Raw genomic sequence first — 13336 nt, forward strand, 5'->3', positions numbered from 1 at the left:
GTGTGCGATCAGTTCTGTGCAGCCATGATCTCGGTGACAGCGCGGGTGTAGGCTTTTTGCGTGGTGCCGCCCAGGTCGCGCAACTGCTCCATCTTCACCAGTTCAGCCGGAGCGATGGTCAGGTTGGGGTATTGCTTGAGCAGGTCGGGGGAAACGCCAGCCATTGCGGCTTCGTTCGGCACTTTGTAGAGGATGTTTTCAGTGACCCAGACGTGGTTCTCCTTGGCCAGCATGAAGTTGACGAACTTGAACGCCTCGTCCTGATGCCTGGAGCTCTTGAGCACGACCATGGTGTCTACCCACAGGTCGGAGCCTTCCTTGGGCACGACAAATTTGATCGCCGCGTTGGCCTGGGTGCCGTAGTTGCACCAGCCATCCCAGGCATGCGCCATCAGCGATTCGCCGGAGGCCAGCTTGGAATAGAAGGTGGTGTCGTCGAACGCCAGGATGCGTTTCTTGGTGGCGATCAGCTGGTCGCGTACCGCTGCGATTTGCGCCGGGTCGCTGTCATTGACCGACCAGCCTTTGGCAAGGAAACCGGCACCCAGCATCCAGCGGTCGGTGGCCAGCATCGTGACCTTGCCTTTGAGGGCATCGCTGGGGTTGAGCAATTCGTTCCAGCTTTGCGGTGCCGGTGTCACCTTGTCGGTGCGATAGCAGATGCCCGTCGTGCCCCAGGTGTAAGGCACCGAGAAATGGTTGCCGGGGTCGTAGGCCAGGCGAGTGGCTTCGGGGTAGAGGTTTTTGAGGTTGGGCACCTTGACCGGATCGATGTCGGCCAGAAGACCCTGCTTGTGCAGGACCTCGGCGAACGGTGAGGAAACGAAGACCACATCGTAGCCTTCACCACCGGACGCCATCAGCTTGCCCATGATTTCTTCGTTGGTCGCGTGCAGGGCCTTGTCGACGCTGACGCCACTGGCCGCGGTGAACTTGTCCAGCGCATCGGGGGCCATGTAGCCGTCCCAGATGGAAATCACCATGTCTTTCGCGCTTGCTGCCTGTGCGGCAATCGCCAGGGAAACAGCCAACCCCACGCACAGCACGTCTTTCAGCTTTCTCATGATACTCACCCGACGATTGTTTATTGTTTTTTCGAAGGCAGTACGGCAAAACGAGAAACGACTACATGTGTTTTTTTTTAGAAATTAGGACCAGTAAAAAATTATGTCAACGGTTTTTTTGCGCCTGACGATTCGCCAGCGCATGGCATAAGATGAGCGCCAGAACCCAAAGCGACCGAACCGAGACAAGACGCTTGAGTACAACAGCCGAGAAAAAACCGCGCACCAACCACCTGGAACTCGCCCGGCGAATCCTGGAGCACACCCGGGAGTCCGGCCTGACAGCGGGCGACCCGGTCGCCGAACAGGCGCTGGCGCGGACGTTCCAGGTCTCGCGCACGCTGATTCGGGGCGCACTCAATGTGCTGCTCGAGGAAAACCTGCTCAGCCACGAAGCCGGCAAGGGTTATCGCCTGATCGCCGCGCCCGCCGACCACGCCTTCAACGCCGCCCTGCCACAAGCCGAAGAAGAAGAACTGGCCACCTCGGTGCTGCGCGACCGCATGGCCGGACGCCTGGGCGACAGCATCAGCATCAGCGAGCTGATGCGCCGCTACGACATCGGCCGGCCGGCGGCACAGAAGGCCTTGCAGCAACTGAGCGAAAACCAGGCCATCGAACGCGGCCCGGGCCAGTCCTGGCTGTTTCGGCCGTCGCTCAACAGCCTTGCAGCGCTGGAGGAAAGCCTCAAGTTCCGCTTGATCCTGGAACCGGAAGCGCTGCTCAGCCCGCAATTCAACGCCGACCCGCAACGTCTGGCACTGCTGCGCAGCGCCATGCAAACCCTGCTTTCAAGCCGGGTGGAAAACTTCGATATCCAGCAGTTCCGCGAGCTGGACATCAGCTTCCACGAACTGCTGGCGCAGAGTTGCGGCAACCGCTTCATCGGCGATGCCCTGCTGCAACACCAGAGCCTGCGGCGCCTGCCGAACCTGCTGCCGTCGGTCAGCGTGCACCGCTTGCAGGAAGCCTTGCGCGAGCACCTGCAAATCATTGCCCAGATCGAGCGCGGGCAGATGGACATCGCCGCCGACCTGTTGCGCCTGCACCTGCGCCTGAGCGCGGCTCAGCGCCCGCAAACCGCCAACCGTGGCATCCCGCTGAGCCAGCCGCTCGGGCGTCGCTGACTCCTCTCAAAAACATGATGATTTTTTTTTAAAAATAAGACAGCATCCAATCATCTTCAGGAACGGCGGGGCTTTCCCGCCTTGGATTCGGCATCGCCATGCACACAAACAAACTGATCGCCCTGTTTCCGGAAGCCAGTTTCGGCGCGGCCCTGAACTGCATCGGTATCGCCCAGGCATTGCGTGAACAGGGCGCCCGGCCCGTTTTCATCTGCCATGAGCACTTTCAGGGCCTGTTTGCCGAATACGGTTTCGATGAATACCCGATTGCGCAGCCCCATCCCCTGTCGGCCGCCGAACACCAGCATTACTGGGAGCGCTTCATCGAGCGCAACATCCCGTATTTTGACCAGACACCGCTTGCGCAGATCGACAGCTATGTCGTACCCGCCTGGGACGCCATCATCGACACCGCCATCGAAGCGGAAAAACCGTTGCAGCAGTTGCTCGGGCGCCTGAAACCGGATGTCATCGTCCTGGACAACGTGGTCATGTTCCCGGCCATCGCCAATGCCGGCTGCCCTTGGGTGCGGATGGTGTCCTGTGCGGAAACCGAACTGCCGGACGCCGCCGTGCCGCCTTACCTGTCCGGATGCCTGGCCGATGACGCCCGGGCCCGCGACCGTTTTTGCGAGCACTATCTGAAAGCCGTCGCACCGGCCCATGAACGCTTCTCGCAGTTTCTGGCCAACAACGGCACGGCGCCCTGCCCGCCCGGCCAGTTCCTCATCGATTCGCCGTGGCTCAACTTGCTGCTGTCGCCGACCCCGGTGCGCTATGAACGCAGCCAGCCACTGGACCCGCAGCGCTATGTCTACCTCGATGGCTGCGTACGCCGCGAGGCGCCCTACATCGTTCCCGACTTCCCGCGGCACAACGATGCACCGCTGATCTACGTCAGCTTCGGCAGCCTCGGCGCCGCCGACACCGACATGATCAAGCGCCTGATCGGCACCATCGAACACCTGCCCTACCGCTTCCTGATCAACGTCGGCGCCTATCGCGACACGTACACCACCGTCCCGGACAACGTGTACCTGGACAGCTGGTTTGCCCAGCCTGCGGTGCTCAAGGAATGCGATCTGTTCATCCATCACGGCGGCAACAACAGTTTCTGCGAGGCGCTGTACTTCGGATTGCCGTCGTTGATCATTCCCTACTGCTGGGACGGCCACGACAACGCCGCCCGCGCCGAGGAAGTGGGCGTCGGCCGTTATCTGCCACGCTTTGCCGAGCCGCTGGCGGCGTTGCCGGCGGCGCTGGAACAGTTGCTGGGCGATCAGGCGATGAAACAGCGGCTCAAGGCGTTCAGCCAGGGCATGCAGGCAACCCGAGGCACCGATGTCGCGGCACGCGCCATCGTAGCGCTGGCAGGTGCCTGATCGATCAAGCGCAGGCGCCGGATGATTTACTCGGAAACCACCACCTGATTACGCCCCCGGGCCTTGGCCCGGTACAGCGCCTTGTCGGCGTTGCTCATCAGGCTGTGCAGGTCCTTGTCACTGGCGTCCATGGAGGCGACGCCAACGCTGGCGGTGATGCAGTGCACGGGACCGGTCATCAGCCCGGGGATGGAGTGGACCAGCTGTTCGGCGATGTTCTGCGCCGTTTCAAGGGACGTGTCCGGCAGCAGGACGGCGAACTCCTCGCCGCCCAGCCGACCGTAAACGTCGGTGTCGCGAAATGACCGGCAGATGACAATGCCCATTTGCCGCAGCACCTGGTCGCCCACCTGATGCCCGTAGGTGTCGTTGATGTGTTTGAAGTGGTCCATGTCCAGCATCACCGCGCACAACGGCAGTTGATAGTTCTGGCAATGGTTGTACAGCCTTTGCGCATGTTCGAAGAACGCCCGGCGGTTTTTCAGGCCGGTCAGTTCATCGGTTTGCGCGGCGCGGGTGGAAATACTGTGCGCCAGCTCCATCTCGCGGGTCAGGCGAAAGCCTGTCTCCAGGGCATCGGAAAGCTTGCGCGTGGCGCTGCACACAAAGGAGGCGAACACCAGGACCGCCACCGCCATGCCGACCTGCAGGGAGGATGGCTGAAACAGCAGCCAGAAGGTACAGGGCAACAGCACCAGCGCGATCGACACCACGGTCATGTAGCGATAGGCCGAGTAGCAGGACACCGCGCTGACCGACATGCCCACGGTGAACAGCATGACCAGCGCCTGGGCCAACAGATCGTCAGCCGGCATCACCGCCAGCGCCCCGCCACCCCAGATCCCGGCGGACAGCGCCAGGGTGACCAGGTAGATGCGCTCCCAGCGCTGCGGGGTGCGCGCCTCTGCCGGGCTGCGGAAATAGATCACGAACATCATGATGCGCAGCAGGGTCGAGGCCGTCAGCAGCGTCACCCACCAGCCGACGACGTCGTGATCGAAGCGCTCCCAGCACAGCCAGCACAGCATGATCAGCGCCAGAAAGCTGCCGAAAACCGCCGTGACCGATTGACGAAACAGCTGGTGCAAACGGTCCGTGCGCACCTGCCGGGCGATAAAGCTTTCCTGCTCGTGCCGAAATCCAAGGCCATCCATAGAGTTCGCCTGATAATCCTGTGGTAACACTCAATACCAATTTCGCCGGTAGGAGCCAGGCTCGCCGGCGAAAGCGTCCTGATGTCGTGTGGCGTCTTTGAAATCGCCTTCGCCGGCAAGCCTGGCTCCTACAACAACAACAACAACAACGAACGAACGCGGATCCAATGTCGATAACCATTGTGGCACATAGCCCGCAGGCCGCCGCAATTCCCTGCATCGCGCTGAAAGATTTCGCCTATCGACAACAAACACTGACGCTATTAGCCGACTTCCCGATAGGGGTCTAGCCTTATCAGGCGCCGGCGCTTTCTGGCCGGCTCAGACCTGAGAAGGAGATAAGAATGAGTCGGAAACTGACTGGGCAAACCGTGAGTCCTCGTGCTGGCAATTCGCCTGCCACTGTCAAGAATACCCACGCGACCGCCGCGATCGTTTGATCACAAGCGGGTCCCGCAGCCTGTGTCATGGATCTCACTCACCGTTGTCCCGAGCCCGCACCGGGCCGAACCGCTGAATGAACTCGACCAAAGGTAGCTCTCACATGGCAAATGAATCGAAATGCCCCTTCAACCACGCCGCCGGCGGTGGCACGACGAACCGCGACTGGTGGCCGAATCAACTGAATCTGAGAATTCTGCATCAGCACTCGTCCCTGTCCTCCCCCACCGAGGCGGGCTTCAAGTATGCAGAAGCGTTCAAGAAGCTGGACTTCGCCGCGCTCAAGCGCGACCTGACGGCGCTGATGACCGACTCGCAAGACTGGTGGCCTGCGGACTTCGGCCACTATGGTCCACTGTTCGTGCGCATGGCCTGGCACGCTGCCGGCACCTATCGCACCGGTGACGGGCGCGGCGGCGCCGGCTCCGGCCAGCAACGTTTCGCACCGCTCAATAGCTGGCCCGACAACGTCAGCCTGGACAAGGCACGCCGGCTGCTGTGGCCAATCAAGCAAAAATATGGCGACAACATTTCCTGGGCCGACCTGATCGTGCTCACCGGCAACGTCGCGCTGGAGTCCATGGGCTTCAAGACTTTCGGTTTCTCCGGTGGTCGCCCGGACGTCTGGGAGCCGGATGAAGATGTCTACTGGGGCTCGGAAAACAAATGGCTGGGCGGTGACGTGCGTTACGACAAGGCGCAAAAAGCCGTACAGGCGCCCGGCGACGTTCCCCTGTCGGCCGAGCCCGGCAAAAACGAGGACAGCCGCACCAGCCAGGGCCGCAATCTGGAAAACCCGCTGGCCGCCGTGCAAATGGGCCTCATCTATGTGAACCCCGAAGGCCCGGAAGGCGTTCCCGACCCGGTCGCCGCCGGCATCGACATTCGCGAAACCTTCGGCCGCATGGCCATGAACGATGAAGAAACCGTCGCCCTGATCGCCGGTGGCCACGCCTTCGGCAAGACCCACGGCGCCGGGCCTGCGGACAATGTCGGGCCGGAGCCCGAGGCCGCCGGCCTGGAGGAACAAGGCCTGGGCTGGCGCAACAAGTTCGGCACCGGTAAAGGCGCCGACACCATCACCAGCGGCCTGGAAGTGACCTGGACCACGACGCCGACCAAGTGGAGCAACAACTTCCTGGAGAACGTCTTCGGTTTCGAATGGGAACTGAGCAAGAGCCCGGCGGGTGCAAACCAGTGGATACCGAAAAACAACGCCGGGGCTGGGATCATTCCCGATGCCCACGACCCGTCCAAGCGTCGTAACCCGACCATGCTCACCACGGACCTGGCGCTGCGCTTCGACCCGATCTACGAGCCGATTTCCCGGCGCTTCCTGCAAAACCCGGATCAACTGGCCGACGCCTTCGCCCGTGCCTGGTACAAACTGATCCACCGCGACATGGGGCCGCTGTCGCGCTACCTCGGCCCGGAAATGCCCAACGAAGTGCTGCTGTGGCAAGACCCGATCCCGAAAGTCGACCACGCCCTGGTCAACGACAGTGACGTCGCCGCGCTCAAGGGCAAACTGCTGGCCTCGGGCCTGACGGTGTCGCAGCTGGTGTCAACGGCCTGGGCTGCGGCCTCCACCTTCCGCGGCTCGGACAAACGCGGCGGCGCCAACGGTGGTCGCCTGCGTCTGGAACCGCAAAAATCCTGGAAAGCCAACCAGCCCGATCAACTGGGCAACGTGCTGGGCAAACTCGAAGCCATCCAGAAAGAGTTCAATGCCGGTGGCAAGAAAATCTCCCTGGCGGACCTGATCGTCCTCGGCGGCTGCGCCGGTGTCGAACAGGCGGCGAAAAACGCCGGCCACACCGTCACGGTGCCGTTCTCGCCAGGACGCATGGATGCTTCGCAAGAGCAGACCGACGTCGATTCGTTCGGCTTCCTGGAACCGATTGCCGACGGCTTCCGCAACTACCTCAAGACCCGCTACACCGTATCGGCCGAACAACTGCTGGTCGACAAGGCACAACTGCTGACCCTCACCGCACCGCAAATGACCGCGCTGATCGGCGGCCTGCGCGTGCTCGACACCAACGTCGGCCAAACCGCCCACGGCGTGTTCACCACCCGCAAGGGCGCGCTGACCAACGACTTCTTCACCAACCTTCTGGACATGGGCGTGGAATGGAAACCCGTGTCCGAGGCCGCTGAAGAATTCACCGGGCGCGACCGCAAATCCGGCCAACAGAAATGGACCGCCACCCGCGTGGACCTGGTGTTCGGTTCCAACTCGCAACTGCGGGCACTGGCCGAGGTGTATGCCAGCGCTGGCGGGCAGGAAAAACTGGTGAAGGACTTTGTGGCGGCATGGACCAAAGTCATGAATCTGGATCGGTTCGACCTGAAGTGAAATAGCCAACGGGCCACTTCGGCAGCGAACCTGCCGCAGTGGCCACATCCAACCCAGATACTCTCTGTAGGAGCGAGCAAGCTCGCGATGGTCGTCAACGATAACGCTGCAAACCTGACACCCCACATAGCTCTCAGACAGGCCGCGAATTGAGCGGGAACTTTCGCCAGGGTGACCACCAAAGACTTACCCCAGCAGAGAACTTGCAAGTCCCCTGCGCAGGTCATTCCATGGTTTCGCACTAGCGACGATAGTGACCGTGATCGTCCTCGTATCGGTGCCGCATGGCCCAATCCCGGTGGCGCTCCCAATCACGACGTTCAGCCTCTCGGCGGGCTTGCTCTCTACGCCAATTCTCTCTGCGCCATTCATCCCGGCGCCAATCGTCTCTACGATCGTGCCAACGGCCGTCATGCCAGTATCGATCGTCATGCGCGAGCAACGGCCCTGGCGGCTTGCCGGTCATACTGGCCAGGGTCGGCCAAGGGTTGTCGGCAGCTCGGACAGGTGCTTGAACGGCTGTGACTTCAGAGGCAAAAACAGGGGTTGAGGTTTTCATCTGTGTGGCTGATGCCGAGCTCACTGCCGCGAACGCGAACAGACCGACGAGCAGCATCCGTGGGACATGGAAATTCATGAGCGAAGGCAACCTCTGATGGACAATTGGATGTGTGGCGGTCTGGCTGTGAGAAGCCTGTGGGAGCATGCTTACCTGGCGGATGTGCTATCCACATAGACCGATAAACAGGGAAAAGTTCTAGGCAACCATGGCTTAAATAGTCACCGTTGCAGCAGGAACTTCAGGGTATTGGCCAGGTCAATAGCGGCCTGCCGAGCAGCGCTGTGGTCTGCTCTTCGGCAGAGCCGTCCGAGTCCTGTCGAGTACGCTCCCCCGATGCCAGCCAAGAGTTTTCTGCCGGGCCTCATCCTGGTTTTCTGCAGCGTTGCGTCGATTTGCCCGATTGCTGCCGAGCGAAGTGCGCCCGCGCGAAGTAATAGCGCGTCAACCACACTGATCGAAACCGCCTCACGGCAGTATGAAAATGGCCAGTTGGACCAGGCCGCTGCCACTCTGGAGCGTGCCCTGCATATCCAGCCGAACAATCCCGCGACACTGCATTACCTCGGTGTGTTGCGTCTTCAGCAGGGGCAGTACCAGCAGGCTGAAACCCTGGCGACGCGTTCGAACATGAAGGTTGGTCGCAACGTCCAGTTGCGCAACCGTAACTTCCAATTGATCCAGGCGGCGCAGCAGGCCCAATCCTCGGGTACCCCTCCCATTGGCAAAGCGGACCAGGTTGCCGTGCAGAAGGGGCTGGAAGAACAGACCCAAAGGCGCCGCGAAGCGCAGATGGCGGTTGTTCAGCCATCCTCTGCGGACACTGGGCGTGACGCTGGCAACTTCGCCAGCTCAGGGGCAGATCGGTTTTCGGATGTACCGACGGCTGGCCGACCCGGGGCCGAAGGAAACGTGCAAATGGTGAATGCCCAGCCAGAGCGAGCGTACGCTGAGCTTGAAATTCCCCGCGGCCATATGCCACCTCCGGGTAAATGCCGAATCTGGTTTCCAGATCGTCCGCCAGGGCATCAACCTGCATCCGGAAAATGCAAGAAGCTGCGATATCGGGTTCCTTCGGGGGCCTACCTGGTGCGCGGTTGAGTTTCCGAGCGTCCACTTCTGGCCGCTCTTTGCCAGTGAAGGCTGGCTGGGGTCGGCTGAGGTCTCAACCGGCCGATGCAACAGATTGGCTGAATCGTTCAGCGGGCGTTTCGTAGTTCAGTGTTTTTCGAGGGCGGCGCAATGCCGCCCTTCTCCTTTCGCTTTTCAGGCGGGTCGAGGTTCCAACCAGAGGGTTGCTCAGGTTGCCCAACGCAGCCCGGCGACACTCACCAGGATCAAGCCAATCCACACAATCTTCCATAACGATACGCTGTCCCCCATCCAGTACATCCCGACGATGGCGGTGCCGGCGGCGCCGATCCCGGTCCAGACGGCATAGGCGGTGCCGACGGGCAGCACCCGCAACGCCATCGTCAGCAAGCCCAGGCTGCCGGCCAACACCACGACCGTGCCGAGCAGCAGCCAGGGCCGTTCCAAACCGTTTGCAGATTTCAAGCCGATCGCGAAGAAAATCTCCAGGAATCCGGCAACGATCAGCAGTAACCACGATGTGTTGTAAGTCATTGGATAGCACCTGTTCAGGCAAAAAAAAGCGAGCCGATGAAGGCTCGCCAAAGGGAGGTAAAAAGTCAGTTGGCCAGCAGTTTGCCGCTGAACAGGCTGATCAGTGTTTTCACCAGCAGCACGGTCAGTGCCACGGTGAGGAACAGCAGAATCACAGCAGCGATGACCATCAGCAGAGTGTTGTTCTGGGCGTGCGCATATTTGAGTGCCGCATTGCTCAGGGCCGCGATGGGAAAGCTGATGGCCCACCACGAAGGGGCAAAAGGCACATCGCGACGGAACACCTTGAAGCTCAACACCACGAACAGGAACAGGCCGAAGTAAAACAACACACTGGCAAACCGGTCGATCTCGCCGAACACATTGGTGTAAGCCAGGAAGCCCACTTCAAAGGGTGCAATCAGGACCATCAGCGAGGGCACCATGCCTTTGGCCAGGGGTGCCTCATGCACCAGTCGCGAAAAGATCCGGGTGAAGAACACCAGCGCCAGCACCGCTCCCACGGCCAGAGCAAACAGGTTGAACTCCGGCGCCCAGATCATCGGCATGTGCGCTCCGGTCACCGCGATGTCGAGGGTGGCGACACCTGGAATCAGCCAGGCCGGTACGGCGTTCAGCGACGCCTGGTCGCCCGACAACAGACGGGAAACCACCACGCCTGCCAGCCAAACCGTCAATGCGCTGCCAATTATCCAGAGCGCCTGTCCAAGCCATTCGCTGTGGGGCGCCGCGACGGCGGAGAGCAACAGCAATGCGATGGTCACGGTACCGAAAAAATTGCTCGCGACCGGATGGTTGAATTCTGCTTTTACCGCCTCCGGGTGTTTTACCCATTTGGTCAGGTAGCCCAATGTCAGCAACACAAACACCAGGCCGGCCAGCGCGCCGATGGCTTCACCCAACATGCCGCCAACGCCGAAGTACTGAGCACTCAAGCGCCAGGCCAGTCCCAGGCCGGCCAACCCCATGACTGAACCGAACAAATTGATGGGCAGGTTCCTGATTGACGTCGTGCTGGCGGTTGCTGGTTGAGCAGCAGCGACGGCGTGGGTAAGTGCAGTGTTCATGGCGGTCTCCCGTTTGACTGAATTTGCTGTTGGAGCTATTTTCAGCCAAACAATCGTTGGCTGAAATAGTCTTGAAACGACCTATTCAGCCAATTGCTCGACGAGGACAGACATCATGCGCATTACCCTCCTGGCATTCCCCCGTGTGCAGCTGCTGGACGTCGTCGGACCGGCCGACGTCTTTGCCGAAGCAGCCAAACAACTGGGCAATCCACGCGCCTATCGGGTCGAAGTCATCGGTACCAGCAAGGGCATGATCAAGGGCTCCAGCGGCCTGCGGCTGGGCATCGACGAAACCTTCGAAACCTACAAGGGAAAGATCGACACCCTGCTCGTGGCCGGCAGCCCGCACATCGACGAAATTGCCCATGACCCGGCGCTGCAGGATTGGCTGTGCCGGCAGGCGAAAACGGTGCGTCGCATCGGCTCGGTCTGCAGCGGTGCCTTTCTGCTGGCCGCCGCCGGCCTGCTGGACGGTCGTCGCGTGACCACTCACTGGAATTCCAGCGCCAAACTGGCCAAGGAGCATCCGCAAACCCACGTCGATCAGGACAGCATCTTTATCAAGGATGGCAACATCTACACCTCGGCGGGCGTGACCGCCGGCATGGACCTGGCATTGGCACTGGTCGAAGAAGACCACGGCCGGGAACTTGCGCTCAGCGTTGCCCGCGAGATGGTGATGTTCTTCAAGCGACCCGGTGGGCAATCGCAGTTCAGCGCACAATTGGCGGCACAGACCGCCGAACGCAGCGTAATCCGAGAGGTACAGGACTACGTTGTAGAGCACCTCAAGGCCGACTTGAGCGTACCTGTCCTGGCCGCCCGCGCTGGCATGAGCGAGCGCAACTTCGCCCGTACCTTCAAGACCGAGGCCGGTTCGACCCCGGCCGAATTCGTGGAACTGGCGCGCATCGATGCGGCCAGACGGCTGATCGAAGACTCGGACGTATCGCTCAAACGCCTGGCCGACTTGGTCGGCTATGCCAACACGGACGGGTTCAGGAGAGCCTTCATGCGGCGTCTTGGGGTGGGTCCGAGTGATTATCGAAAGCGCTTTTCATCGGTGTGATGCACAAGGGCGGCGCCATGCCGCCCTTGTGCATCACCTATTCCGGCGGATCGATCTGATCCAGCACCCGATTGGCCGTGATCTCCGCCAGCATCACGCTGTTGGAAATGCCCAACAACGCATTGCGCGACCCACCGTCCAGGTGATCCACCCATTGATGGACCATCAGGCTTTCGATCATCGCCCACAGGTGATGCCAGCCACCCGAAAGAAGTCGCCATTCAATCCCGAGCAATCTTGTCATTTACCAAGGCTTGGTGCAGGGTCGATACCACTGACATCTCTGCCAAAGGAGTCACACTATGTCGAAGCTATATCCCGGTATCGATCCTGAGGGGCTGGTCGAGTACTCAGTGGTCTACACCGACCGCTCGCTCAACCACATGTCGCAGTCGTTTCAAGGTGTGATGAAGAACATTTCCATGACCCTGAAACAGGTCTACAACGCCCAGGCCGTCGCGGTGGTCCCGGGCAGCGGTACGTTCGGCATGGAAGCGGTGGCGCGGCAGTTTGCCACCGACCGGCAATGCCTGGTGATACGCAACGGTTGGTTCAGTTATCGCTGGAGCCAGATCCTTGAGATGGGCAACATCCCGGCGGCCACTACGGTGCTCAAGGCCCGACCGGTCGACACCGGTCGCCAGGCTGCCTACGCCCCAGCCCCTCTGGAGGAAGTACTGGCCGCCATCAAGGCGCAGAAGCCGCAGATTGTCTTCGCCCCACACGTTGAAACCTCATCAGGGATTATCCTGCCCGACGACTACCTGCGGGCCGTCGGCGACGCCGTGCATGCGGTGGGTGGCCTGTTCGTGCTGGACTGCATCGCCTCGGGCACGATTTGGGTTGATATGCACAAATGCGCTGTCGACCTGCTGATCAGCGCACCGCAGAAAGGCTGGAGCGCCTCCCCTTGCTGCGCCCTGGTGATGCTCAGTTCCCTGGCCCTGGAACGCATCGAGCAGACGCAAAGCAGCAGCTTCGCCTGCGACCTGAAAAAGTGGCTGCAGATCATGCAGGCCTACGAACAGGGCGGACATGCCTACCACGCGACCATGCCCAGCGATTCCCTCGCGCGGTTCAACGAAGTGATGAAGGAGACGCAAGCCTACGGTTTCGACAAGATCCGCGAAGACCAACAGGCTCTGGGCGATCGGGTGCGCGCCATGCTGACCGGCAAAGGGATCAAAAGCGTGGCCGCAGCCGGCTTTCAGGCCCCTGGCGTCGTGGTGAGCTACACCGATGATGCCGACATCAAGAACGGCAGGAAATTTGCCGACCACGGCCTGCAGATCGCCGCCGGAGTGCCGTTGCAGTGCGACGAGCCGGCCGACTTCCAGACCTTCCGCATCGGTCTGTTCGGCCTCGAAAAACTGCACAATATCGAGCGCACGGTCAGCATTCTTGAGCAGACACTGAACGAGATGATGGTTGACTAAGACCTCATCTGGCCCACGGTACAGACCGAACGTGTGAATGGCTGGAAGG

At 60.9% G+C, this 13336-nt stretch carries 11 protein-coding genes and 1 pseudogene; 6 read left to right on the top strand and 6 right to left on the bottom strand.

Annotation, left to right across the window (positions count from 1 at the left end; genetic code table 11):
• Positions 1–8 precede the first annotated feature (8 nt).
• The gene (locus ACQKP2_RS00080; RefSeq protein ID WP_427573289.1) at positions 9–1064 is read right to left on the bottom strand and encodes a polyamine ABC transporter substrate-binding protein; all 1056 of its coding nucleotides are present in this window, start codon (positions 1062–1064) and stop codon (positions 9–11) included.
• A 194-nt stretch (positions 1065–1258) separates the two neighbouring features.
• On the opposite strand from ACQKP2_RS00080, the gene ACQKP2_RS00085 reads away from it, so the two are divergent.
• Together ACQKP2_RS00085 and ACQKP2_RS00090 are read left to right on the top strand one after the other, a co-directional pair.
• Entirely contained in the window at positions 1259–2191 is a 933-nt protein-coding gene (locus tag ACQKP2_RS00085; RefSeq protein WP_427573292.1) for a GntR family transcriptional regulator, read from the top strand.
• Positions 2192–2289: 98 nt separating this feature from the next.
• Positions 2290–3573: a nucleotide disphospho-sugar-binding domain-containing protein gene (locus ACQKP2_RS00090; RefSeq protein ID WP_427573295.1), complete on the top strand. Its 1284-nt coding sequence runs from the start codon at positions 2290–2292 to the stop codon at positions 3571–3573.
• Between the two features lie 26 nt (positions 3574–3599).
• Here the strand turns inward: ACQKP2_RS00090 and ACQKP2_RS00095 are convergent, their stop codons facing one another.
• The gene (locus ACQKP2_RS00095) at positions 3600–4727 is read right to left on the bottom strand and encodes a diguanylate cyclase (protein ID WP_427573298.1); all 1128 of its coding nucleotides are present in this window, start codon (positions 4725–4727) and stop codon (positions 3600–3602) included.
• A gap of 544 nt (positions 4728–5271) precedes the next feature.
• On the opposite strand from ACQKP2_RS00095, the gene katG reads away from it, so the two are divergent.
• A complete protein-coding gene (gene katG / locus ACQKP2_RS00100; protein ID WP_427573301.1) occupies positions 5272–7527 on the top strand; it encodes a catalase/peroxidase HPI in 2256 nt (751 codons plus the stop codon).
• Positions 7528–7768: 241 nt separating this feature from the next.
• Here the strand turns inward: katG and ACQKP2_RS00105 are convergent, their stop codons facing one another.
• On the bottom strand, positions 7769–8164 hold the full coding sequence (locus tag ACQKP2_RS00105; RefSeq protein WP_427573304.1) for a hypothetical protein: 396 nt from the start codon (positions 8162–8164) through the stop codon (positions 7769–7771).
• Positions 8165–8422: 258 nt separating this feature from the next.
• On the opposite strand from ACQKP2_RS00105, the gene ACQKP2_RS00110 reads away from it, so the two are divergent.
• Positions 8423–9187, top strand: coding sequence for a tetratricopeptide repeat protein (locus tag ACQKP2_RS00110; RefSeq protein WP_427573307.1), 765 nt, complete (start codon positions 8423–8425; stop codon positions 9185–9187).
• A gap of 198 nt (positions 9188–9385) precedes the next feature.
• On the opposite strand, the gene ACQKP2_RS00115 is transcribed toward ACQKP2_RS00110, so the two are convergent.
• Both ACQKP2_RS00115 and ACQKP2_RS00120 read right to left on the bottom strand, forming a co-directional pair.
• Positions 9386–9712 (bottom strand): DMT family transporter, encoded by a 327-nt coding sequence (locus tag ACQKP2_RS00115; RefSeq protein WP_427573310.1) that lies wholly within the window; start codon positions 9710–9712, stop codon positions 9386–9388.
• 65 nt (positions 9713–9777) lie between these two features.
• A complete protein-coding gene (locus ACQKP2_RS00120; RefSeq protein WP_427573313.1) occupies positions 9778–10779 on the bottom strand; it encodes an SLAC1 anion channel family protein in 1002 nt (333 codons plus the stop codon).
• Between the two features lie 115 nt (positions 10780–10894).
• Between ACQKP2_RS00120 and ACQKP2_RS00125 the strand changes: the two genes are divergently transcribed.
• Complete coding sequence (locus ACQKP2_RS00125; RefSeq protein WP_427573315.1) at positions 10895–11851, top strand: GlxA family transcriptional regulator; 957 nt, start codon at positions 10895–10897, stop codon at positions 11849–11851.
• Between the two features lie 37 nt (positions 11852–11888).
• On the opposite strand, the pseudogene ACQKP2_RS00130 reads toward ACQKP2_RS00125, so the two are convergent.
• Positions 11889–12020 (bottom strand): annotated as a pseudogene (locus tag ACQKP2_RS00130) (DUF6124 family protein); the annotation flags it as partial.
• Positions 12021–12153: 133 nt separating this feature from the next.
• Here ACQKP2_RS00130 and ACQKP2_RS00135 point away from each other — a divergent pair.
• Positions 12154–13287 (top strand): alanine--glyoxylate aminotransferase family protein, encoded by a 1134-nt coding sequence (locus tag ACQKP2_RS00135; RefSeq protein ID WP_427573318.1) that lies wholly within the window; start codon positions 12154–12156, stop codon positions 13285–13287.
• Positions 13288–13336: the final 49 nt, after the last annotated feature.

It is taken from the genome of Pseudomonas sp. NPDC089569, from assembly GCF_050280625.1.
Classification (GTDB): Bacteria; Pseudomonadota; Gammaproteobacteria; order Pseudomonadales; family Pseudomonadaceae; genus Aquipseudomonas.